Origin of the sequence: Paenibacillus sp. FSL R7-0652 (assembly GCF_038595045.1) — a bacterium.
Classification (GTDB): domain Bacteria; phylum Bacillota; class Bacilli; order Paenibacillales; family Paenibacillaceae; genus Paenibacillus.
This window is the reverse complement of record NZ_CP152001.1, coordinates 2,092,886-2,117,897: the sequence shown is the minus strand read 5'-3', so window position 1 is coordinate 2,117,897 and position 25,012 is coordinate 2,092,886. Positions and strand designations below refer to the sequence as shown.

The following is a 25,012-nucleotide window of genomic DNA, read 5'->3' as shown; positions in this document are numbered from 1 at the left end:
CCTACTCCTGCCAGGAGAATTTTTTCGTTTTTTTCTTCAACGTCCTTTTGGAAAGCAGCTCCGTAGTGATCTCTGTAAACAGAACAAACTCCCTGAAAATCTCCTCAAGCTCCGCTACTTTCTCAGCACTGATCAGACTGCCGCTGTTATCAAATGCACTCTGTGATTTCCCCAGAAGGAATTCGCTGCTGGGCATTAATCTTGCACCAAGCTCAGGTGAATCCAGAATTTGTCTGAGATGTGCCTGGGCTCTGGAAGAACCCAGTGAGCCGTGTGAAGCACCTACGATCATAACAGGTTTGTTTTTCAAGGTTTGAGTTGTGTAACTGATCCATTCCAGCGCACTTTTCAGAACGGCAGGGATGGCATGATCATACTCCGGAGTGGCAATAATCACGCCTTCAGCTTTGGTGATTCGATCCGAAAGGTCTTTTACCTGCTCGGGAATGTCAACCTCAGCATCCTCTATATCCTCTTTTTCAATGAATGCGGGCAAATCCTTAATTTCATATAAATCAATTTTGGCTTCATTCGAGAAATGTTTTTGCATAAATTGGAGCAGCATGCGGTTCGTGGATACATCCGAATTCGTGCCTACGATAGCTAAATAATTCATCATAATCCCCCTTCTGTCATTCAGAAATGATGTTCGTACATGTCAGACTCGTTCTTTCGGCATAACTCTATCATATCAGAGGTGAAATGATCTAATAGTTATTCATTGCAGTTTGATAACCAATTTGTTATAATCAGCTCAAATTCAAAGTTTGTTATTTTTTTCACAAAGGATGAGGGACATGTCTAAGTTAGAATCTCAGGATATCTTATGTTACATCGACAGCCTCCTGAAATACAGTAATTACAGCAAAGCCGCCCAGTCACTTTATATTTCGCAGCCCTACCTGACAAAGGTGATTAAAAAAGTGGAAAGTCAGTTGAATTGTGAACTGATCACTCGCAGCAGGCTGCCCTATCGACTAACCGAGCAGGGAAAAATATATTATCAGTATTTGACTTCACTTGAGCACAGCTACGCGAAACTGGTGAGAGAAATCTCATATGTATCGGATATCGGCAGCAGGATACTGCGAATCGGGATTCTTCCGAGCCTCGGTTCTTATTTAACGCCTCTTTTTTTACCTGATTTTTTAAAGCTTCATCCTGCTTATAAAATAAACCTTGTAGAGGATATACCTGAAAAAAATGAGAAGCGTCTCCAAAATCATGAGCTCGACTTCTGGATCGGACAAAATTCGAGCAGCATATCTCCGAACCTGAACTCCGTTAGTTGGGGCAGACACCGTTACCGGGCTGTTATTCCGCGCTGCTCTGAACTATACCGGAACAATGCTGCAGTCATTCCAGAGGGGACTTTTGATATCAGCACCATTTTGCGTCAAAAGCTCATTCTAACGTCTAAAGGTTCTGCCATCCGTAAACAGATCGATCAATTGTTAAGTGTGTACAAAATCCAGCCCAGCATCGTGATGGAAAGCAATGAGATTCGCACCGTATTAAAGCTTGCAAAGCATAATATGGGCGTAACGATTGTTCCTGAAAGTGTGCATATCGATGAGTGTGCCTCGGAATACAACATCTATCCGATCCCGATCGATAAGATGAGTCTGGATTATTTTATAGCACATCATGGGGAAAGAAAGCTGTCCAGTGATGATCATGATCTCATCCATACTTTTCTCAATCATGGGCAGCAATGTGCGGTATAGGAGGCTGTCATGAATACTTTTACGAAAACAATCCCGCTTATGGGAACTAAAATATCCCTTTATATCAAAGGGGCAGAAGCTGAAGAGCTTGCCAGGGAAGCAGCGAATATGCTGTTCCGTTATGAGAAGGTCTTCAGTGCCAACAGTGATCACTCACAGCTTGCCAGGCTAAAACAAGAAGCCGCAGCACATCCGCTCAGAGTGGACAAGGAACTGTATGATCTCATCAAAATAGGCAAAGAACACAGCCTGAATGAAGATTCCTTTTTAAATATTGCCATAGGTCCCTTGATTAAATTATGGAGAATTGGTTTTCGCGAAGCACATGTGCCAGAGGATGCCGCGATCAAGAAGGTTCTGGAGCTGTTGAATCCTGAAAACATTCAGCTTGATGATGAGCAGCAAACCGTGCATTTATTAAAAAAAGGCATGGAGATCGACCTTGGAGCTATCGCTAAAGGTTATTTCGCGGATCAGGTTATGGCATTTTTCAAGAAAAATGGAGCTGATGCCGCAATGGTCGATATGGGCGGGAACGTACTCGTTCATGGCGATTCCCCTTCCGGGTCCAGTCACTGGAATGTTGGCATACAGAACCCCTTTTTGCCCAGAGGAAACGCAGCAGCACTCGTCAGCATCAGAGAACAATCTGTCGTAACCTCAGGCATATATGAGCGCGTTTTAGAAAAGAATGGACAACAGTACCATCATATATTCAGCAGTACAACGGGCTACCCCATCGAATGTAATGTCGCTTCATTAACCATTATTGCGGATAAATCGCTGGACTGCGACATCTATACGACAGAATTATTCGGGTTTGATGCGGCCTCCATTATTCATAAAGTAAATCAAATGAAGCATATTGAGGCTGCCGTCATCACGACCGATGGAAATCTGGCCTTCACCGACAATCTAAAGGGGAGAATCCATCCCTTATCAAGTTAAGATGATCAGAAAATTTTCAGGCGAACGCTTCGCTTTCTCAGGTTTTTTCTATCCTTTCCGTTTCTGAATCTTAGATTCGGAGATTACATATACAGGACCTAAAATATCTATTTTGCCGTCCTTTACACGAATAGCACTTTCCTGTTCTGCCGCATAAACATCCATCTCTTTAGATAGCGGAAACAGGTAACCTTCAACAAACGTATCGCAGCTGCGTCCAGCATGAGATTCATAGGCAAAATGATCAAAGCCCAACCCCTCATATATCGTAGTTGTTTCACCCTTAGGGGTATCGTCATTCGAAGATAACCATTTTGCAGCCATGTTTAATGAACCCGCGCTCGCACCAAGGATAACGGCCTTGCTGTTTTTAATCACATTGGATAGTTCATATTCCGCCAAAAACTCATGCTGCTGCACAGGATCTCCCCCACACAGAAAAATGACAGAGGCTTTCTGAATAAGCTGCTGAGCCTTTTCTTTTGGCATACGGTAATCAATGAAATGATATTCAACAAAATGGAGGTTTGCCTGAGTTAACCATGTCCATTCTGTAATATCCTCAAAGTTCACCTGCTCATCTTCATCATCAGACGGCTGAGCGCTAATCATCACAAGCGATTTCCTATCTGCAATATCCTCTTGCAATCGTTCGACCAGTTTCTCTGGAAAAAAATCATTAAACCAACTGAAATAGTAGTGAGTACTCAAACTGTATTACCTCCATATGTATAAATTTATGAACTTTTATTCTCTATCTAAAGATAGAACTTGAGGACATCATTTAAACGTAAATCAATATCGTTTACAGTTAGCTTAACGTTTTAGTGAAAGTGACTCTATGGTAATCCGTTCTAAAAAAATCCCTTTCGTAAGCTGTCAATTCAAATCCGATATTGTTATAAAATTGGATTGTATCTTCATTTCCAACATGACCTAGTGTGTAAAGAATAATTTCTTTCTCATTCATTTTTTTTATTGTTTCTAAAATCGTATTGATCAAAGCCACTCCAATACCTTGCCGCTGAACCCCCTTCTTTACCACTACACCCACGATCTCGTATAGACGTAACTGTTCATTATATAAATAACCTGCATGACCAATGGTTTCATTATTATCACCAATCGCTACGTAGTATCCTTCTGCATCGTTTTCTTCCCTCGGAACTAAAAACTTTGACCAACGTACAGGATATTGATCAATGATAAACGTAGGAAATTGTAGAGGATATTCACTCATTATTTTTTCTATGTTAATTTGGTCTTTATGTTCCAGCAGACGAATATGCACATGGATCCCCCCGTTTCAAGCCTTCTTCCAATCATATTCCATAAGATTTGCAGTTTTTACAGCTCTATCTTCGCCTAATAATTTTTCTATAACATACAGCGCAGCATCCATACCGGCAGATATGCCCGCGGATAATACAATTTTCCCATTATCGACATAGCGGGCCTCTTCCATGATTTCAGTAGAAGCAGGTACAATATGCCTTAATTCGTCCATAGCTAAGCGATTGGTTGTCACTTTTAAACCATCTAATAATTGGGCTTTTGCTAAAATCAAGGCTCCAGTACAGACAGACAAAATGACCTCTACATCATTTGATATCTCTCGAATCCAATTCGTAACCGTTTCATTATTCATTTCTTTTCTTGAACCCCAACCTCCAGGAATCACCAATATATCGGGATTAGGGCAATTATCAATAGTATACGCTGGATTGATGCTTAGACCTCCCAAGGTTTGGATCGGACCGTTATTTTCCGCGACAGTGTAAACATTGAAATCCTGCCCCCTGTTACTTCCTGAGATAAAGACTTCGTACGGTCCTGCAAAATCCAAAGGTTCAACCTGTTCAAAAATGAATATAGCTGCATTTCTTGCTCGTTTTATCTGTTCCATCGTCTTCATCTCCCATAAAATAAATAAAAGTATCCGGTCTAAGACCAGATACTTCGCCCAGGCGTACGGCATATGAAATATGTGCTTCCTCGTGGTTCTCCACGTTACGTCAGTTACACATACCAAATATTTACTTCATTATAATCTGAACATTTAGACGACTACAAGTATTTTCTGTACTGATCATATAACAGCTTTACACAAAGGATAATTATCTTGTAACGGATGGAATAATAAAGTCACGAATGATTGATCTTGGATTCTTCCAATTTCGTGCAGCAACCTTTGCCGTGATAACAACGACTATATCCAGTTCAGGAACACAACAAATGTATTGGCCTCCCGCACCTGCTGCAAAAAAAACCTTATGACCTCTTTCCTCGCTTATCCACCAATGATATCCGTACGTTCCGATTGACTCCGACCCACCACTTTTTTCACTGGTAGAATCTTTAACCCAAGAAGAAGAAATGATCTGTTTATTATCCCAAACTCCGTTATTCAGATATAAATATCCTAGCTTCGCCATATCCCGTGATAATAACTTTAAGTCACATGCTCCATATGGAATTCCCTTAGGGTCAGTGAGCCAAGTTCTCTTTCGAATACCAAGAGGAGAAAAAAGGTGTTTGTCAGCAAATTGTTCAACTTCTTGATTCGTTACTTTAGCTACTATGGCAGATAATAAATGTGAATCCGGACTTTTATACTGAAAGCTCCCCTTTAAGGCAGGGTTAACAGGTAGTCTTAAGATAAAATCGACCCAGTCATTACTGCGAATCAATCGATCTGTCATTCTTTCAACTAACCAACGATCGGTTTGCCAATAAAAACCTGAACACATTGTCAACAATTGCTCAATAGAGGTTTGTCCCGCTAAAGAAGTTCGATCAGAAATGTATTCAGTGAATATATCTCCTAATTTCTCATCAACACCAGATAGATATTTTTCATGAATTGCAATTCCAACTAATGTCGAAGTGAAACTTTTGGTCACAGACCTCATATCCATTAAGTCTTTCTCATTAAATCCATTAAAGTACCGTTCATTAACAATAAAACCATCTCTAATTACAAGCAAACTGTTTACATTACTAAAGTTCTCGAGAATGTAATTATTAGCTTTTGCAAGAATATCTTCATTCATTTCTTTCTCTTCTGGGGCGGAAGTCTGCCAATCATCCGTTGGCCAATAGCTTCGTGGTATTGATTTGTATTCTTTAGAATCTTGCATGATCTCTCCCTAATTCATAATTTTAGATATTTCGAGATTATCGATTCCTTATTATTCATTAGATCCCAGGGTGATCCTTGAGCAATTACATATCCCCCCTTGTCTCCACCTCCGGGTCCCAGTTCAATAATCCAATCACAGAATGACAGGAACTCTGGATCATGTTCTATAACGATGACCGTGTTCCCTTTTTGAGTTAAATCTTCTACTAATAACATTAATTTAGAAATATCTGAATAACCTAGGCCAGTAGTTGGTTCGTCAAGAACATAGAGCATATTTGATTTTCGAATATGACCCAGTTCTTTCGCCAGTTTTACTCTCTGAGCTTCACCGCCACTTAGAGAAGGAGTTGGCTGCCCTAACTTCAAATAGCCCATTCCTACACGCTCAAGAGTATGTAACATATGCACAATCGATCGATCATTTTTAAATATTTTTGCAGCATCCGTTATTGAAGAATTTAGAATATCGAATATATTGTTATCTTCATATTTCACTTCCAGAATTTCAGTTTTGTATCTTCTGCCATTGCATTCAGAACATTCGCGAGTAACCTCGCCTATTAATTGTACGGTTCCCTCACCCTTACATTTTTCACATTGTCCATCAGAAGAATTAAATGAAAAGTGTCCGGGACTGTAACCTCTCTCCGCAGCCAAAGGCTGTGAAGCAAATACCAAACGTATTTTATCCCATATTCCAATATAGCTTGCAGGGATAGATGTTTTATGTCTTCCAATTGGGGACTGAGATACGGCAATACAGCCTTTCAACTCCCCATATCCCTCTAGTTCACAGCTTATTAATTCACTACAACCTTCAGAGTCGTTTTCATCATCATTAATATCTGTTGACTTTTTAAAACGCTGTTTTAAAAGGGGAACCAATGTATCTGATATCAAGGAACTCTTTCCACTGCCAGACACCCCCGTAACACCTATTAGCAAACCTAAGGGGATATTAACCGTAAAATTTTTAAGATTATGAACACTTACATTCTTAAGCGTAAGTTTTGGCGTAATATCGGTAACTCTCCGATAGTGGTTCTCTTCTTTTCTTGGCAAATCATATTGCTTTGATAAATATTTTCCTGTAATCGATTGTGTTGCTTGTAACATATCTTCGACGGAGCCTTGAAAAACAACTCCCCCCCCTTTTTCACCAGCTTGTGGTCCAAGTTCCAACACATAATCCGCAGCCTTAATCATCATAGGATCATGTTCTACTACAATAACGGTGTTCCCCGCTTGTTGTATTCCCCTTAATTTATGAATAATCAATTCCTTCTCAATTTCATGAAGACCAGAAGTGGGTTCATCGAAAATATAGGTTAACGAATCAAAGGCAGACTCGATGTGATACATGAGAAAAAGTCGCTGAATCTCCCCTCCGCTTAAAGATGGTAAACTTCTATTTATCGATAGATGAGACAAGCCCAGTTCAATAAGAAGATGAAGTCGTCTAATAATTAGGTTTATAATCGCTTTACCGTTCGAAGATATCTGTCCTGATTGTATAGTATCGCTTAAAAAAGCTTTAAGCTCATGGATACTTATGTTCCCTAAATGACCGATATGCTTGGCATTTATAGTCACTCTGCGAGCTTCTTCTCCAATTCGAAACCCCATACAAATTGGGCAAGTTACTCTTGAACAAAATTGAGTTTCTCCTACGCTTCGTGCTCGAACCGTAGAACTCATTCTTCTTTGTATACAAGGTAACAGACCTTCAAATACATCATGCATTCCATAATAAATGAATTGTTGAGCTTCATCAGAAAGACGACAAAATGGCAGTGTAAGGTCTATATTATTGATGTTTGCAAAGTTACTAAGTTGAGCTAGTAGTGACTTCCCAAAAAAACCTAAACCTCTGCATATTTCTAGTACATTTTTATTTTTATTTGGTACAATCTTATCTCTCATTAATTCGAAACTATATCCTCGACCTCGACAATCTAAACACATTCCGAGTCCTGTATTAAAAGAAAAATAGGGAGGAGTTAGTCTGCTTTCCTGAATCCCACACTTCTCACAATATAGATTGTAATCAAGTGTAGTATTGCATCTTGAGCAAGTCATTTGCCCTTCAAGTGAGAAGAGTTGTCCCAATAATTGACTGATATATGTACGTGTTCCTACTACGCTACGTGGATTCGATTGCCGAATAATTCTTTGTTCAACTGAAATCGTTGGTGACAGACCCGTAATCTCGTCAAAGTGGTCTTCTTGATTGGTTTGTCCAAAAAAGCCGATCGATTGAAGGTAACGATTACGTCCTTCCTCATAGAGGATATCAAAAGCAAATGTCGATTTCCCTGACCCACTGACTCCTGTCACTACAGTGAGCTTCCCTTTTGGAATGGTTACGTTTATATTTTTCAGATTATGTTTTCGGGCATTCCTAACCTCTATAAATTTCATTTTTAATCAGTCCTAGTATAGAGTATTTTTCATTCATTGTACTGCTCTTTTGATGAATAATACAACCCGCCAAACACTCTGAAATCCTTGTGTTTAGCGGGTTGTTTAGTATGGAGCCTTTAATCAAATTCAATTCATAGCCACTGACCTATTTTTAACAAGCCTACATCAAACTCCATAAATTATAGATCATCATTGCTGCTTCGTCACGGTTAGCCGTTTTCTTCGGTGCAAACTCATCGTTACCTACACCGTTTATGATGCCTGCTCCCCGCATTGCCTCTACCGCTTGCTTCGCATAGTTTGCGATGTTTGCTTTATCCTTGAAAGCTATAGCTTCATGATCTGGTAATTTTAGTTGCTTCATTTGGATCGCTTTGTATACCATAACGGCCATATCTTCTCGCGTAATGTTCTCATGAACTCCGAAACGACCATCTGGTTTCCCGTTCACAATCCCCAGCTTCTGCGCGATTGCGATATTTCGATAGTACCATTCTCCTTGCTCCACATCACTAAAGCTTGCTGCTGCGCTCTCATCCGATAACTCCAGCACATTCATCAGCATGGTGATGAATGCTGCTCTTGTCACCTGACCTTTCGGGTTAAACTCGCCGTCGCCTATACCCTTTACAACGCCTCTTGCTCCCAATGCCGAGATCGCATCTTTCGCCCAGCCTTGGGTCACATCCTGAAAGCTCGCTGTAACATACGCTGCCGTATATTTACTTAGAATCGTTGGTTTGAACTCTACTTGACCTGTCCCTGCATTGTATCTACCATTCATCACGACTCTCAGCTCTCCGTTGCCCTTTACATCGTATACGATGATGTTGTTTGGATTCTCAGAAGCCTTCAGCGTATATGGCAATGCAATCACGAGATCATCTCTACCATCAAAAGCCGTAAGCTTCGTACCATCTATCTTTAGCTTGATATCATATACGACCTCACCATTCATCCTAGCTTCTGTGCCAGCTGGCAGTTGATTAGACGATATTTTCTTGATCGACAATCCTAACGTTTTCCCTGCGCTTATTTCTGTTCCAAGCCGTTCGGTAGCCAACGTTACGACTGCTGATCCTGTGTTAATCTCGATGTGACCTACCTTAGAAGCTGCACTTGTTAAGCGGGGATCTACCGCTAGCTCAACGATTAGCTCGTTCAAGCTTTGATCTCCTTCAAGTTGTACCTGTAGCTTATCACCTGTCGTTTGATCAAGTGCACGCTTCACCGTATCAGGACTTAGCTTCACTATAGAAGCACCGTTCTCATTAACAACTGGCTTAATGTTTATCTGACCGTTGTCCATCACCACTGGTTCACTTCCACCTGTAGAAGCTGGCGGTACTGTATGTGCAGGGATGTTACCGCCACTACCACCGCCACCATCTCCATTACCACTGCTTGGTGCTTGTGGTGTTCCCGATACCACAACCCCTGCCGATTCTTGCCCCGCTAAGTTTACCGTAGTAATACGGAATTCATAACGCGTGCCATTTGCAAGTTCTGTGATTTCATAACTGCTAGCCACATGATTCAGCGTTACCGTCTTAAACTCTGTATTTCCATGACCTGTAATCTTAATTGCGACTAGATCGCTTGCAGGATTACTCCATTTCAAAGTCAGCTTCTGATTACCCGCTATTACGCTTGTTCCGGTCACTTCTCCTGGCGCAGTCGGTTCAACCAGTGGTGTCACCGTTACTGTAGCGTTGGATGATATACCACCATCTACTGTAGTTACTGTAATGCTTGCTGTTCCTGGTGCCACCGCTGTTACTCGACCTGTCGCACTTACAGTCGCTACAGCTGGATTACTTGAGCTCCATTTTACTTCCTTTTTCGTTGCATTTGCCGGTGTGATCGTAGCTGTCAATTGCCCTGATTGTCCTTCTACGATGGACAGTGTCGTTTTGTTCAGACTCACTCCGTTAACGGGTACCCTCTTCCCACTGAGTGCATCATACTCACGTTGTGTAATCGGAATGACCGTTCCGTGACGTGGACTAGCGGGTAAGTTGTAGTTCGAAGATAATGTCCACTCGCCTGATGCAAGATTGGTTGTCTCGAATGGAATATAACCTCTTCCACCAAACTCATCTACGAATAAATACCACTTCTCTTCTGTATTCGATTTGAAGATCGTTGGACCCTCAACCCATTTCATGTTACCCACGCCTTGATTAAGCATTTTGAAGGTTGGATCTAAGATCGAGTCACCCATCTCTTGGAAAATCATCTTGCCAAATGGAGCAATAGCTCCGTTGTCTCGTTCATCCTTCGTAAAACGAAACACTTTACCATCATGTTCAATCATTGTGGTGTCAATGATGGAATACCCATAATCCAAATATACTTTCGGTTCAGTAAACGTATAGAAATCTCTTGTCTTGCTGTACATCATTTGTTGATAAGCGTTACCGGTATGGGATGCATCATCAAACATTCTTGATGCCCAAAATACGATATATTCACCTGTTGTCTTGTCGTACATGATTTCTGGTGCCCAGGTATTACCCGCTTCTTCCGGTGCAACCTCTACCATGCGTTGATCTGTCCAGTTGACGAGATCATTCGATTCCCACACCATAATGGAACGGCTGCCCCATGTCTGTGCTTTGCCCCAGTCACCATTGCCGTTAATTTTCAGATCGGTGGCGATCATGTAGAACTTGTCGCCTTCAGGCGAACGAATAATGAATGGATCACGTACTCCCTTCTCCCCTAAGGCAGAGGTCAGTACCGATTTACCCTCATTCAATTCTCGCCAGTTTAACGGATCATTACCTTCACTTAGTGCAAAGTAAATTTGCTCCCCCGTTGAAGTACCTTCCCCAGTGAAATATGTGAAGAAGTATCCTGCGTATTTTTCATCGGCAGGCCGTTCCTTCACCTTCGCAATAAATTCCTTCGTAGTAGATGCTGAATTTAATGTAATCGCAGCTGTGAGCTTCACGTCTACATCTCCACGACCATGTGCAGGACGCTGCACTTCACCAGTCACTGAAACGACGTTTGGTTGAACGGAAGACCAAGTAATCGTTGTTCCATATAATCCTGATGTCGGTAAGGAGAGATGACCTCTTACATCCTGAATGTTATGCACAACTAGTGCCGCTTTTGCTTCATCTACAGCATTGGCATCACTCGGCAATGCTTTAACCATCATCGTAAAGGTTTTGTTAATTGTCTCTTTACCATCTGTAAATACCGCTGTTAACGTTACAACTTGATCGCCAGCTGCGCTATCTGGTCTAGTCACGACACCTGTAGTTGAGATCACATTGCTCTTATCCGTTGTCCAGCTTATTGTTGTGCCATAGGCACCTGAAGTTGGCAAAGTTACATTGCTTGTAATCGAATCTTTGGATGTATTCGAAGCAAGCAGATCTTGAATTGTTAATTTCTCATTTGCAGCGGAGACAAGCATTCCCTTCATTGCAGTAATCTTTTGATCTGCGCGAACCTTCAGTGATTTAATATCTGTCGGAGTCATAGCACCATCATAGATTTGGAAGTCTGCGATCATGCCGCCGAAATAAGGATCAGCTGTATAAAATGACTTCCCGATCGTTCCACTGCTGCCTGAAGTATTTTTTATTTGTTCCAGCGTCATTCCATTCGTTGAGCCTGATGCAACAGCAACACCATCAATATAAATGGTTAGTGTACCATCCTTGCCTGAAACAACAGTCGTCACTACTTTCCATTCATTATTCTTTAAGCCCGTGGTCGAAGTTGAGGACTCATTATTCCAGGCATTCGTCGCGATGCCTAAACGCGCTAGACCGTTAGCGTTATAACGTGGTGTGAAATACGTATAGTGCGTGTTATTATTCGGTCTTCCTAGTGCATACAACCATTCCGCAGCGTTTTTACCGCTCCAGTTCACAATCGATGAAACGGTGATATCCGTTAATCCATCGAGAATTCCTGGTGGCAGCTCTACATAGGAGTCCGTTCTTCCTCCATTAAAGCTCAGCACACCAGCATCTTCCGTACGAATCCATTCTGCCTTAGAGGGATTCACCCATTTTCCGTTGAATTTTCCGGTTTGGTCAATAACCGTTTCTTCATCTATATCATTCATATCGTAGTGAAGAATGAGCTCAGCCCCGGATGGCTGCTCTACTGGAGGAATGACGTCTTCATCTGCTAATGCTGCAATCTCTTGACCAGATAATGCACGATTATAAATACGGAAGTCATCCAATTTACCATCAAACAAAAGATCAGAACTATTTCTTGATTTACCAATATAATTCATCGTTGTTTCCAGTAACATTCTGGGCTCAACATTAAATGTCGAGCTGCGTTTAACCTCATGCCCATTCAGATAGAGTACTGCCTCAAATTCATCCATAGTAACGGCAATATGCTGCCAAGTCTTCGTTGGTAATAGTCCGGCATTTCGCATTGCATATTTATAATCTGATCCGAGTTTCGTGCTGTCATTGCTAAATTTCTCTGTAAAAGGGGTTACGACAGCGAACTCCAGACTACCTGTATCACCTTGTGTACTCAGGTACATGGTATTGCGGTTAACCTGTCTGCCTGTTTCGGAAGCAAAATCAAATATTCTCTGATTGGCTTGATTTTTGTCCATTTGAACCCATGTGGAGAACGTAGCCTTCTCCAGATTCAAAGATTGAATCAGGTTATCGGGCAGTTTCACATATCCTGTAGACCCATTAAGCTCCAGCGAAGCGCCCTTTTTACCGATGTGATCCTCTTCATTAATCGTTGCTCCACCTACCAGTGTTGCGTGATGGCCGTTCCCCGAAATGTCGTTCAACGTTGTACCATTCACTGTATTTGCATCGAATGAGTAATGTACAACCGGGTCTGTTGATGGTGCGGGTCCCTTCGAAGCATATTTCTCTTGCAAAGCATTATACTCCGCACGTGAGATTGGAATCACCGTTCCGTGCCTTGGTCCTGGCGGAAGTGCATATTGATCACTGCTTAATACATTGTTCATATATTGCGTGCTGCTATCCAGATCCGTTGTATATCGTACATGATAGGGCCATGAATCCAGGAACAGATACCACTTGTCTTGATGAATATCCTTAAATATCGTTTGTCCTTCGTTGTTTCCATTTTTTCCGATCAAGCCAAGTTTGTTATCACGTGTACCCGGAACAGCGTCGTATTGAAGGCCATTGGCAGCAAAACCGTCCTTGTCATAGTAGAAATTTGGTGCTTTCTCCACATACACTTTGGTATTGACTTCTGATTTGGTAAATCGATACAACATATCGTTATGCTCAATAAACGTCGTATCAATGGTTGGAAGTGACTCATCAATCATGACCTTTGGCTCTGAAAAGTTATAGAAATCTCGTGTTGCTGCATAATACATCACATTATACTGACCTGCGGGTCTCCCGTTATAATCACCGTATGTCTCTGTATTTTTCATTGATGAAGCCCAAAATACGATATACTCTCCGGTTGCAGGATCATAGATCGCTTCTGGCGCCCACGTATTTCCTCCTGTCTTGGGAGCAACCTTGACCATTCGCTGCTCGCTCCAGTTAACGAGATCCTCCGACTCCCAGATCATCATGTAATGGCTACCCGTAATTTGAGCCTGGTCGAAATTGGTGCTCTCACCCATTTTCAAATCGGTTGCCAGCATATAAAATTTATCACCTTCTGCTGAACGAATAACGAATGGATCACGAAGTCCCTTTTCACCCATATTCGATTGAAGGATCGATTTACCATTATTGAGCGCTTTCCAGTACAATGGATCTTCAGCCGTAGCGAAGGAAATCTCTTCACCACCCTCATATTCACCTGTAAAGTACGCAAAGAAGTACGCATCAAGCTGTACTGGCGCAGCTGCTTTTTTAACGGTAAGATCAAACTTACGCTCTTTGGAAGCTGAGCCATTTGTAATTGTGGCTGTTAACTTAACGGGTACCTCCGTAGCTTGGCGGCTTACCCACCCTAGCTGTGCAGCATTACTAGCCGCTTCAGCCGTGCCTTTAACAACGGTAGGTCTGCTAGACGTCCACGTAATGGTGGAGCCTTGTTCACCCTTAGTCACAAGACGTAAATTTCCTTTAACATTGTCTGCATTGTAGATCTCTAATTGTTCAGCATCCAGATCGACCTTCTGCTGGTCATCGAATTGCTTCAAGATCGTAACAGGGAATACAGCCGATGTAGATACGCCTTGATACATTAAAGTAGCCGTAAGCTCCGCTTGAACATCACTTGCTTGAGCCTGTGGACGTTGTACAGCACCTGTATTGGAGATGACTGCAGGCTGACTGGAACTCCAGGTGATACTTACGCCGTTTTTACCGCTTGTCGGTAAGGTAACATTTTTCGTTATTTTATCCGCACTCTGATCTGCCTCGTCCAAGTAACGATCCATGCTAAGTTGATTCGCTGCATCATCAACAGTAAGCTGACGTATTTTCGATATGTGAGTTACGGCTTCTTGTTGATATAACTCTCCCACTTCCTGCTCCGTCAACGCACGATTATATACTCGGAAATCAGCTACGCTTCCCTGAAGATACGGATCGTTCGCGAAGATGGACTTGCCGATAAATCCAGAGAACGTAGAATCTGGATTAATGATGTCTGACAGCTTGAGTCCCTTCGCATTACCTGAAGCAACCTTAACTCCATCCACGAATAATGTGATCGTGCTGCTGGCTTCGGAGAAGGACACCGTTACATGCTTCCACTGTCCAGCGATTAGGTTGGAGTTTGCACTGCCTGTAACTAACGCTTCGTTCGGCCAGCCATTTTTAGATATACCCGCAGCAATCATATTGCCCGATCCACTTCCGTGACGTGGGGTTACAAAAAAATATTTGTTCGTTTCCGGTGTTAACACCGTACCCAAACCGAAAATCCAGCGATTCGTACCATCATTCGTCCAGTTCACGATGGAAGATACGGTAATCTCATTCAGGCCTTGTAATAGATCCCTTCCATTTGAGCCCTTAGGAATCTCAACATATCCACTATTCGATGTAGAACTCCCTCCATTGAAGGATATAAATCCAACCTCACTGTTAGAAATAAATTGTCCGTTGTTTGCATTTTTAAATATCCCATCAAACGTAACTTGCTTGTTGGCGATATCCTTCAGTACGAGTTGACCATCTACCGCTGCAGTTGTTTTCATGTTGTAATGAAGAATCAGATCATCATTTTCCGACTTTTCTTGAACGTTAATAGCGGATACAGCTACGTGATCTCCATCTTTCGTTCGTACCGTAATGGTGGCTGTCCCTTCACTAACCGCTGTAACGTTACCCGCCAAATCGACATTCGCTACACTGGAATCACTCGATGTCCAGGTAACTCTTTTATTCGTTGCATTCGCAGGTGAAATAGTAGCCACGAGTGTCTCGCTGTCCCCCACGGATAAACGAAGTGCAGATTCATTAAGCGAAACACCCTTAACGGCAATCTGCTCAATAGAGCTATCCTCGGGTAATAAGGTGACGATAAACTCCTTCGCTGCTTGATTCCCACCCATAGAAATGGCTGCCGTTAACGTCACTTGCTGCTCCGTTTCTCGTAAGAATACTTCCCCCGTTGGACTAATCGCACTCTCATCGCTGGAAGTCCACGAGATCACTGCACCATACTTATCGGCAGAAGGAAGTTCAAGCGATTCTGTAACGGCGGATAGGTCCCCTAACGTCAGTTCTTTTTTACTTTGTTGTATTTGCTTTTCATCGAGCGATTGTTCATATACTCCAGCGATATCTTCACTACGTAGTGCCTCTCCGTAAATTCTTAAATCCTGAAAGCTGCCCGCAAAAGCAGCATCCGCTAAATAATTGGAGCGACCGATATAAGCTTGCAAATCCGTGCCAAAGCTTGCTGTTGTTTTCTCTTTTGGGACGGTTCCTATACTTACTCCGTTAATATAACCTGTAATAGAGCTTTCTGTGATAACCGTTGTATAGTGAACCCATTGACCTTCATACTGTGTCGTAGAAGGGCCTGATACGCCTACCTCCGTCGTCCAAGGCTGGTCCACATTATCGTGATCTGTAAATACGGACTTAAAATCCCCACTGGGATTCGATGGATTAAACAGCCAGTAATTCGTTGGCAGTTGATTTTCAGCTGCTGGCGTACCGTAAAATAATGCTGCGTGGTTCCCGCGTCCAGCGTTACTCTTCATCCATACAGAAATCGTTGTATTTTCTTGATGATCAAACAAGCCCGTAGGAAGCTGCACATAGTTCGCATTGCTATCTGTCCCTCCAGGCAGAGTAAGACCATCGGCATACGTAATGTCGCCTACAGCCGCTCCATGCTTGCCATTACCTGATGTATCCAATACATCTTCAAGCAATGGATAATGCGCCAACATCGTTGGTGTAATTGGGTCAGCTGAAGCTTGATTACTAAATGGCATATCCAAACTAAAACAGCAGCTGAAGGTCAACAGTAAAACCAAAGTGATGTTTGTCATTCGCTTTCGCATAGCATTCTTCCCCTCATTGAATATTAGAAGCACACAAAACCATAGCTCGCTTTCAAACCAAGACCCCTTCACTCAAGAAACTAGAGGACCACCCTGAAATGAATACGCTTACATTTCTCCTCATATTACGTGTTCAGATATCTCAATTCAATGTACTATCTTGTTAATAACGTGGACTTTTTTATTTCAATTTGAAATTTTGATGTGGACTGAAGCGCTGTCCCTATAGCTCGAAGTAATCGTTTTATCCCAAAATATACTCTACATTCAAATTAAAGGATTTAACTCCAGATAAACATAATATATATAGTTGGGCGCTTGTCAATTTGATAACGCTTCCAAATACGGACGCGAGTAAACCATGAGCGCACCGGATCAAAAAATAAGGAGGTTTGCATCTATGCCAAAACGATTTAGAAAAATGCTCGGGTTTCTTTGCTGCTTGGTCATGGTGGTCACGCTAATGCCTACGAGCTACGCTGCCGACAATGACAACATCGAGGACGCAGCCGCAGCGAATGAAACAAAGGCCGCCATGTTTGGAACCCCTGAACTCGGGTCAAACGACCCCCTCTGGAGCCAAACCATGGAACATCACATCAACAAAAGCACTGTCCCCACCGACCCAAGACCTCATGCCACAGGTACAGCCAGAATCCTTTGGGACCATGACTACCTGTATGCCCGCGTAGTTGTGAATGACAGTAATCTATATCAGGGAGCTGGCGGAGACCACCGATACGACAGTCTGGAGTTTTATGTTGGTGATGGAAGCAACGGCTCGAACCAATGGCGTGTCAGCGCGACGGGAGTGTTTTCAGGGCAGGCCGCTCCAGGCAGAGCTGCATGGACCCAGATTACAGATACCGGATACATTGTGGAAATGAGAATACCCAAAAGAGATTTGATCTTACAGGAGGGAAATCTTACCTTCGAGGTGTACATCAATAACTCGACAGAAAATGGCGCTGACCGCTATGAAGTCGTTTCCTGCTTTGGAATTCCGGACGCGGCTTATACCAGCTCTGATTCATTTACAGACAGCCTGCAGCTCATCTCAGCCACCGAATTGGACACCAGATTTTCAATCACTGCCACAGCGGGACCGGGCGGCCGAATAACGTCGAGCCCACCCGGCGATGTGCTGAGAGTAGATCGGGGCTCTAACAAAGAAATTACGTTTGCTCCCGACTCCGGTAAAGTTGTGGATACCGTAACGGTAGACGGCGTGGTCGTGACTCAATCTTCCAGCTCCTATACCTTTACAGATATTGTGGCCGACCATACCATTCATGTGACATTCAAAAACGATCCGGACGCAAACATACTTCCTTTTATCGTATGGAATGACAACTTCGCCAGCGGCGAGTACACAACGGCTGTCATCATTGACTTAGGCGAGGGGAAGGCGGCGTTAGGCTCCGCGCTTCATCCGGACTTGTTCGCCTTATCGGCTAGGAACACCACCCTGAATGGTGAAGCGGTGACCCTTGAAGGACCACGCAAGATCACAAGGGTATACGCTAATGATGAACCGAAGGTACGCGGCTATGTGGGGCCGGTAAGCAATTCACCAGATTATCGGGACGGACTGGCAAGCGGCCGTTACATCGTCGTTGAGTCTGAGTTTTATTCAGAGAGCGGCGGCAATACAACACTGGATGGCAGCAGTAACTCGACAAAGCAGGTTTACACCCTCAGCCAAAAGGGTCAGATCGTACTGACAGAGGGGAATCCACTTCACAACGTGGTTTTTGAGCAGGAAAAGGTTGTGAATCCAATCCTTGATAAGTTCGCAACATTCACAGATCATTCGGTCAATCGCTCGCTCTACCTTCATAAGGATGAGGACGGTAACGTGATGAAGGGATTGCCGCTATATGTGTACACCCACGGCATGTCACGCGGCGGCACAAACGCTGCGGCAGACCAAAAAGCGGCCATGAAATCCGCCAATGGATCGGTCGCCCTAATGAAAAAAATGGCACAGAATCCTGAAAAGTATGCCAGCCATGTACTAAACATTTCCTATAATGGCGTTTCTGTTCCCTCCACACAGAATGTGAAGAAGGTCATCGACGCCCTGATCGCCAGCGGCGAAGTAGATCCGAACCGTGTTTACGCAGCAGGCTTCTCCTGGGGCGGCCAGTATACGAACAACTTAGTTAACAGCCACCCTGGCTTCTTCGCTGCCGCCGCACCGATGGCCCCGGTAAGTGGTTCACCGAACGCTGCGGCTAACGACGCTCACAATACCCTGGCCTATTGGATGTTTTTAAATGCTCATAATGTTGGAGGCTACCAGACTAACCTCAATAATTTCATCAATACCAATATGCCGAAAATGATTAACGCGAGAGCTTCACGCTTCGAAAGTAATGAGGTACTTACGTGGCCTTACAATCAATTTGATCAGCCGAATCTAAGACCGAATCCTGCCAACACACCGGTTCTGGCGGATTATATAGCGCATGAAGTCGAAGCGGCTGTTCTCTACAATGAGATAACGATGGGGACTTGGAGCATCGCTCCCACGGCGCAGTCCTCCAACTTGCCGGCTTGGAACAACGATTACACCGATGTCTTTGATTGGATGTTCGCGCAGCGAAAACCGGTCGTACCCGTTGCGCCGAGCGGATTCAAAGCGACAGCGGGTGACGGACAGGTCACATTGAGCTGGACTGCTCCTGCTGACGACGGCGGCAGCGCGGTATTGGGCTACAAGGTATGGTATGGGAGCGTACAGCCAGTCACATTGGATGCGGCGGAGACGAAATATACCTTCAAGAAGCTGACAAATGGCCAAAGCTACACCTTCACGATCCTCGCGTTGAACGCGAAGGGCGACGGCGCTGAGATCAGTGTGACGGCCATGCCGAAGGCAGCGACAACTCCTACTGTGCCTGATTCTGGTGGCACTACGGGCAGTACGGGCAGCACCGGTAATACAAGCAGCGTCGATCATAAAAGCAGCGTTGGCAATACGAACACCGGGACAGACGCGGGAATATCCAAGGCGACCTACACACTACATACACCGAAGGATAAACCTGCAGTCACAGACAAAAATGGCAGCACCACCCTTCCCGGTGGCGGCAAGATTTCGACCAAGGACGGGACGCAGATCACGGTACCTGAAGGCACATCGATAGACTCCAACGGTAAGGTGACCATTCCGGCGGACAAGAGCGCCCAAGTGACACTCCCCAGCAGCAAAAGCACAGTGACCATTCTTGGCGGCTCGACGATTGCGAGCGACGGTACGGTTATTGTAGGCGGCAAAGCAGCGCACGTGAACCTGCCAAACGGCAATTCAATGGATATCCATGAAGGATCGAAGATACGAAGCGACGGTAAGGTTGTGGTAGGACCGGATGATACAAGAATCGGTTTAAACACCGGCATGTCGCTGAACATCCGTGAGGGTACGGAGCTGGCATTCGATGACGCGACCTCACTAGGTTTCCTCGTGTGGTCGGGCAATCCTTTCAGGGATACCATCACGGATGACTGGTTCTACAGCTGCGTAAATTCAGTCTACACATACAATCTTTTCAATGGTACGACGTCTGCGACGTTCGCACCGGGCAGCCCCATGACGCGCGCAATGTTCGTGCAGGTGCTGGCCAATCTGGACAACATAAAACAAGCCGACTACATGACTTCCCGTTATAGAGACGTGACGGACGGACAGTGGTACGCGGCGGCAGTCGAGTGGGCGGCCGAAAAAGGCATAGTCCATGGTTTAAGCGAAGACCAGTTTGATCCCAATTCACCGATCACCCGCGAGCAGATGGTAATGATGCTTTACAATTACATGAAGTACAAGGGCTATGAAATACCTGAAAGTCAATCTAAATCCTTCGAGGACGAGAATGAGATCAGTTCATGGGCGTTAGAGGCTGTTCAAGCGCTGCGGGGCATCGGTATTGTTTTAGGCAATCCGTATAATCATTTTGCTCCCGTATCCACTGCTGCACGTGCCGAAGCAGCCGCAATCGTTGTAAGGTTCATCGAATACCCGGGTAAATGAAAGCGTGTACAGGACAATGGGCCCCCTTGTTGGTTAAACAATAAAACCTAAATCCACTCTAGCAGAGGACCATTTTAATAAACGTCCTTACCTTCACTCCCGTTGAGCAGACTGACCTGCAAAGCAATCCAGCAAAAAACGCCATCACATTTAAGTGATGGCGTTTCTCTTTGGAATGGAGCTGTCACTGAATTGAACTCATTAACTCGTAGAAATATTGAGGTTCATTCGTTTTGTTAAGATGATACCATGCATCTAATGTTTCTGGAGCAAATACATCCAGTGCTCTAAAAATATGAACAGAAAACTCAAGTGGAGCTGCTCCGGAAGCAGTAATCAGTTTTCCATCGGTAACAGCCGATTCCGATATGTAATACTTTTCGCCCGTGTAAGACGGACAAATCATTTTAAGATACGTCAGATCATTGCTTGTATGCGAGCGGGAATCTAACAAGCCTGCTTGAGCAAGTCCTATGGAGGCCCCGCAAATCGCCCCGAGTACAATCCCTTCCTGTAAACACATCTCGGCAATTTGTAATATGGGCTTATGAACAGCCTCTGCCCATGTATTTCCGCCAGGTAGTATCAGTGCATCTGCGCTTGTAATGCTGCACTCATCCACTTGAATGTCGGGTGTTATTTTCAATCCGCCCATTGTAGTTACTGGAGCTTTATCTATCCCAACGGTGACTATTTGTGCCGAAGCCAGCCCCTTTCTAAAGTATCTTCCTGAGTTAAGCTCGGCCGTCAAATAACCGATTTCCCAATCGGACATGGTGTCAAAAACATAAAGATATACTGTTCTTTTCATTTTAATTTCTCCCCTTTTTTTATCTATCAAGGACTACGGTCCATCGGTAATCAATGACTATCTCATTATAAAACAGCTTCACTGACATCCGCTGTCAGTGAAGCTGTTATTGTTGATAATATTCCATTAACTCTGATGCAATTGCAGCAAGTCTGTCTTTCACACTTTTGGGTTCAAGTATTCGAATGGATTTACCATAGGATAGAAGAAAATACGGGACAGCATTATGAATGGATTTTTCCTCGAATAAAAAGACGGCTTGATTGGACGTCCGCTCTTGCAGATGATGTCCTAAAAACCAGTGCATGGTTAGTTCATCCAACGCCTCCGGCCTGCCTTCGATCCTTAAAGAAATTAACCCTTCCTTCCCCACAAGATCAGGTAACAGATTTTTCATAAAAAAGTCACGGCTAGAAAAAGCTTCAGGACGCTTAAAAATGAGTTGAGTACGCTTGATTCGTAAAATCCGATCTACCCGAAAACTTCGTATTTCATTCCTTAGATGGCAGAAGGCAACCGTATACCATCTATTATTCCAGTAAACGATTCCATACGGATCTATCATCCTGTTCTTTGGCTTCTTTTCATGGTTTGTACGGTAATCCATCTCTACAGTGATTTCGTTTTCTACAGCATGCTCCAATTCCGCTAATATGAGCTGACTCGAAGGGCTGAGCATGCGGTTTATCACTTCAAATCCAGCTAACCCTTGGTTTAGCATGCTCTCCTGCTGCTCATTCGAATACATTTTCAACTTGGATGTCGCATTCTCTAATGTCTCACTCAACGGGTATCCAGCTTCTTTTGCAAAAACAGCAGCATGAAGGAGTGTCTTCTTTTCTTCCATATCAAACAGCAGCGGTGATCTGATAAAATGATGCAGCAGACTGTAGCCACCATGATGACCTGAGTCAGATATGATAGGCACGCCGCTAGAACATAATGCATCAATATAGCGATAAACGGTTCTTATATTTACTTCTAACTTTTCGGATATTTGTTTTGCAGTTAACTTCTCTCCCGAGTTCAACATCCATAGAATGGCTAACATATTATCATTTTTCGGCATATAACGGCCCTCCTCCAACTCACCTTATTTGGAATTCCACCGTGTGATTGATTTTCACCAAAAAACAAAAGAACGGCATCTCTGCCGTTCTTCGTTAAACATTAACGAAGTATAGGAATCGAACCCCTGACCGCATCGCTGCCAGTGGAGCAATAGCGTTCTGAGCGTTAAGGAGTAGACGGGGGTAAGCCTTGTGAGACAAGGCTTTTTTGAGTTTTTGGTTTCTACGTCCGAGTGCGCCGAAACACTAAGAAAAGTAAGAGTGTGACCAAAAATGTGTCCAAGTAACCTTGGTCTAGACTTGCTGTTTTGTATATTTTTTTGACATTTCTAATGTTCTTTTAAACCGATTACACATATCATCCATTTTTCGAACTATATCTCTAGCGAAATTTTTTCTACTTTCTCTTGAATCAACATCTACTGCTTTACGTATCTCTTCTAATTCCGCAACACTAACTTTAAGGCGGTAGTTTCGAAGACGTCTAATGAGATCATTTAATCTATCGCTAAAGTTATACCTTAAATCACCGTCTATTTTCATATTATAAAATGGAGCTAAAAGATCGTCCATACCATTTAAAAACGAAACTGTTGATTTAAGCTGTTGATTTGTTACGCCAAGTTCAATATACATGAGTAAAGAATTTACTATACTAGCAGACTTATTAGCTTCTTGATCATCCAAGTTTACTATTACTTTATCAATAATATTCAAGGCTTGCTCTAGCAAGTGATCAAATTGCTCTGTATCCACAATTTTATTTATTAACAAATTACAATAATCCTCAACTTTTTTTGAATTTAATTGAGGCTTCTTTTCACCCTTCCATACTATTTTAGAAATTATATACAATAAATGATACCTAAATTTCGAATACTTATCATCAATACCGTCATTATTGAAATAGTTATCAATTATATGCAAAAGTAAAGCAGAAGTATAATAAATAATTGGTTGTTGTCCAGTTACAAAAATCCCCTTGCTTATATCCTTACCGTCATCTTTTTCTATGTCATCTTTTAAGCTTCCGTAAAATCTACTTGCTCTATGCGGAGAGTCCAAAAAGACAGATGCAAAAGCTCGCATTTGCATTTCAGGATTAATTATTTTTGATTTATCAATATTCCCATTATAGTTATATTGACCTGACCTTCTTTCATAAAATAAATTGTATGAACCACCGTAATTACTAAAATAACTCTCCAACAATTCCTGATACTCTGTCATTGATAGAAGCTGGATTTCTTGAACTTCGGTTTGATTATTTGTTGCTTTTACAATATTTTTTATAATTGTGTCATCATCTGTAATTACTATTTAATAGCAATCCACATACTGTCATCCAGATGTTCTGAAGTTAAGTGAAGTATATTAGAGGTTTGGCAACCATTTACAACATAAAAATTTTTAATTGTATACAAGCCCTTCCCCTTACTAAAAGATTTTCCAACTATTGTAATTCCATTATTCATTAATCCAAAGTAATTTTTCTCATCAGAGTTGATTGTATTAATTATTTCTTGATTTACACGATTATTTTGAACACCGTTAAAATCTCGAACATTAAGCTCAAAAATTCCTTTCGTAATCTTACCTTGTTCATCAACTATTAGCTTAAGATATTCTTTAACTGGCAAAGTAGCCAAATACGATTCCTTTACACCTTCCATATATGGTAACTCTATTTTTTCTTTCAACTCGAATGTTGCACTATTTTGCAATTTTGTTAGTTCATAATGTTTTCTAATATCTTTTGAACCGTACGTATAAAATTCGATATTTTTATCAAACAATTCTAAATTTTTGATATCGAGTATTATTTTTTCTTTGTCACTTAATAAATTCTGATCATTAATCCATGTCCCGGTTGTTACATAGTATAAATAACATCGAGGAGTAGCGCTAAAAGAATCGTAATTATCTAGCAACATTTGGATCATTTTGCATTTCTCTTTAATTTTCTCATTTCTTACTTTAGTTACACTATCACCAACTTTAAAAACATCCAGTACTCCATTACCAAATTGAAGCATTTCTTTCCCATCAAATCTGTCTGAAGTCTTCGATTGGATAAAGTATAATTCCACAGAAAACTCCATACCTGATCCCAGAATGTCTTCGAGCTCGCCAAGGGTAGAAATATACTTATTATTCAACACTATGGCTAGTCCGTCGATCGCGCAATCTCCACCATCTCCAGTAGAAACCGATGAAAGATTAAAGTTGGAGATGTTTTTTGGGAAAAGGATTGAATAATTGATAAACTTCTCGAAATTCCTGTCCGTTAAACCGCCACTTATCCCGAATTCGGACAAAAATTTCTCAAAATATCTATTTGTTATTAAATCCACAGTATTACCACCTATTCTTTAAAG

Annotated in this window: 14 protein-coding genes and 1 riboswitch; of the genes, 3 read left to right on the top strand and 11 right to left on the bottom strand. The window is 42.6% G+C overall.

Annotated elements, in window-relative coordinates; genetic code table 11:
• Nucleotide 1: 1 nt before the first annotated feature.
• Complete coding sequence (locus MKY97_RS09710; RefSeq protein ID WP_342555238.1) at nucleotides 2-619, bottom strand: NADPH-dependent FMN reductase; 618 nt, start codon at nucleotides 617-619, stop codon at nucleotides 2-4.
• Nucleotides 620-797: 178 nt separating this feature from the next.
• On the opposite strand from MKY97_RS09710, the gene MKY97_RS09705 reads away from it, so the two are divergent.
• Together MKY97_RS09705 and MKY97_RS09700 are read left to right on the top strand one after the other, a co-directional pair.
• Nucleotides 798-1,727: a LysR family transcriptional regulator gene (locus MKY97_RS09705; RefSeq protein ID WP_342555237.1), complete on the top strand. Its 930-nt coding sequence runs from the start codon at nucleotides 798-800 to the stop codon at nucleotides 1,725-1,727.
• 9 nt (nucleotides 1,728-1,736) lie between these two features.
• On the top strand, nucleotides 1,737-2,675 hold the full coding sequence (locus MKY97_RS09700; RefSeq protein ID WP_342555236.1) for an FAD:protein FMN transferase: 939 nt from the start codon (nucleotides 1,737-1,739) through the stop codon (nucleotides 2,673-2,675).
• Between the two features lie 48 nt (nucleotides 2,676-2,723).
• Here MKY97_RS09700 and MKY97_RS09695 read toward each other — a convergent pair whose 3' ends face one another.
• The 6 genes from MKY97_RS09695 to MKY97_RS09670 all read right to left on the bottom strand — a co-directional run bounded on the left by MKY97_RS09695 (nucleotide 2,724) and on the right by MKY97_RS09670 (nucleotide 16,720).
• Nucleotides 2,724-3,386, bottom strand: coding sequence for a Type 1 glutamine amidotransferase-like domain-containing protein (locus MKY97_RS09695; RefSeq protein WP_342555235.1), 663 nt, complete (start codon nucleotides 3,384-3,386; stop codon nucleotides 2,724-2,726).
• A gap of 100 nt (nucleotides 3,387-3,486) precedes the next feature.
• Nucleotides 3,487-3,966: a GNAT family N-acetyltransferase gene (locus MKY97_RS09690; RefSeq protein WP_342555234.1), complete on the bottom strand. Its 480-nt coding sequence runs from the start codon at nucleotides 3,964-3,966 to the stop codon at nucleotides 3,487-3,489.
• Nucleotides 3,967-3,981: 15 nt separating this feature from the next.
• Entirely contained in the window at nucleotides 3,982-4,581 is a 600-nt protein-coding gene (locus MKY97_RS09685) for a DJ-1/PfpI family protein (RefSeq protein WP_342555233.1), read from the bottom strand.
• A 48-nt stretch (nucleotides 4,582-4,629) separates the two neighbouring features.
• Nucleotides 4,630-4,708, bottom strand: a riboswitch (ZMP/ZTP riboswitch).
• A gap of 84 nt (nucleotides 4,709-4,792) precedes the next feature.
• Nucleotides 4,793-5,815, bottom strand: a complete 1,023-nt coding sequence (locus MKY97_RS09680; RefSeq protein ID WP_342555232.1) for a serine hydrolase — start codon at nucleotides 5,813-5,815, stop codon at nucleotides 4,793-4,795.
• A 14-nt stretch (nucleotides 5,816-5,829) separates the two neighbouring features.
• Nucleotides 5,830-8,241: an excinuclease ABC subunit UvrA gene (locus MKY97_RS09675; RefSeq protein WP_342555231.1), complete on the bottom strand. Its 2,412-nt coding sequence runs from the start codon at nucleotides 8,239-8,241 to the stop codon at nucleotides 5,830-5,832.
• Between the two features lie 163 nt (nucleotides 8,242-8,404).
• Nucleotides 8,405-16,720, bottom strand: coding sequence for an immunoglobulin-like domain-containing protein (locus MKY97_RS09670; RefSeq protein ID WP_342555230.1), 8,316 nt, complete (start codon nucleotides 16,718-16,720; stop codon nucleotides 8,405-8,407).
• Nucleotides 16,721-17,120: 400 nt separating this feature from the next.
• On the opposite strand from MKY97_RS09670, the gene MKY97_RS09665 reads away from it, so the two are divergent.
• The gene (locus MKY97_RS09665; RefSeq protein WP_342555229.1) at nucleotides 17,121-20,753 is read left to right on the top strand and encodes an S-layer homology domain-containing protein; all 3,633 of its coding nucleotides are present in this window, start codon (nucleotides 17,121-17,123) and stop codon (nucleotides 20,751-20,753) included.
• A 184-nt stretch (nucleotides 20,754-20,937) separates the two neighbouring features.
• Here the strand turns inward: MKY97_RS09665 and MKY97_RS09660 are convergent, their stop codons facing one another.
• From MKY97_RS09660 to MKY97_RS09645, 4 genes are all read right to left on the bottom strand, one after another.
• Nucleotides 20,938-21,564 carry a type 1 glutamine amidotransferase family protein gene (locus tag MKY97_RS09660; protein WP_342555228.1) on the bottom strand — a complete coding sequence of 209 codons (627 nt, stop codon included), beginning with the start codon at nucleotides 21,562-21,564 and terminating at the stop codon, nucleotides 20,938-20,940.
• Nucleotides 21,565-21,670: 106 nt separating this feature from the next.
• Entirely contained in the window at nucleotides 21,671-22,633 is a 963-nt protein-coding gene (locus MKY97_RS09655) for a YafY family protein (protein WP_342555227.1), read from the bottom strand.
• A gap of 295 nt (nucleotides 22,634-22,928) precedes the next feature.
• Complete coding sequence (locus MKY97_RS09650; RefSeq protein WP_342556289.1) at nucleotides 22,929-23,948, bottom strand: AIPR family protein; 1,020 nt, start codon at nucleotides 23,946-23,948, stop codon at nucleotides 22,929-22,931.
• 2 nt (nucleotides 23,949-23,950) lie between these two features.
• The gene (locus tag MKY97_RS09645; RefSeq protein ID WP_342555226.1) at nucleotides 23,951-24,988 is read right to left on the bottom strand and encodes an AIPR family protein; all 1,038 of its coding nucleotides are present in this window, start codon (nucleotides 24,986-24,988) and stop codon (nucleotides 23,951-23,953) included.
• Between the last annotated feature and the right edge of the window lie 24 nt (nucleotides 24,989-25,012).

Excerpts from the sequence above, each read along its gene's own strand:
- MKY97_RS09655 (WP_342555227.1), bottom strand. The coding sequence starts at position 22,633 with ATGCCGAAAAATGATAATATGTTAGCCATTCTATGGATGTTGAACTCG.
- MKY97_RS09685 (WP_342555233.1), bottom strand. The coding sequence starts at position 4,581 with ATGGAACAGATAAAACGAGCAAGAAATGCAGCTATATTCATTTTTGAA.
- MKY97_RS09680 (WP_342555232.1), bottom strand. The coding sequence starts at position 5,815 with ATGCAAGATTCTAAAGAATACAAATCAATACCACGAAGCTATTGGCCA.
- MKY97_RS09700 (WP_342555236.1), top strand. The coding sequence starts at position 1,737 with ATGAATACTTTTACGAAAACAATCCCGCTTATGGGAACTAAAATATCC.
- MKY97_RS09665 (WP_342555229.1), top strand. The coding sequence starts at position 17,121 with ATGCCAAAACGATTTAGAAAAATGCTCGGGTTTCTTTGCTGCTTGGTC.
- MKY97_RS09660 (WP_342555228.1), bottom strand. The coding sequence starts at position 21,564 with ATGAAAAGAACAGTATATCTTTATGTTTTTGACACCATGTCCGATTGG.
- MKY97_RS09675 (WP_342555231.1), bottom strand. The coding sequence starts at position 8,241 with ATGAAATTTATAGAGGTTAGGAATGCCCGAAAACATAATCTGAAAAAT.
- MKY97_RS09705 (WP_342555237.1), top strand. The coding sequence starts at position 798 with ATGTCTAAGTTAGAATCTCAGGATATCTTATGTTACATCGACAGCCTC.
- MKY97_RS09710 (WP_342555238.1), bottom strand. The coding sequence starts at position 619 with ATGATGAATTATTTAGCTATCGTAGGCACGAATTCGGATGTATCCACG.
- MKY97_RS09670 (WP_342555230.1), bottom strand. The coding sequence starts at position 16,720 with ATGCGAAAGCGAATGACAAACATCACTTTGGTTTTACTGTTGACCTTC.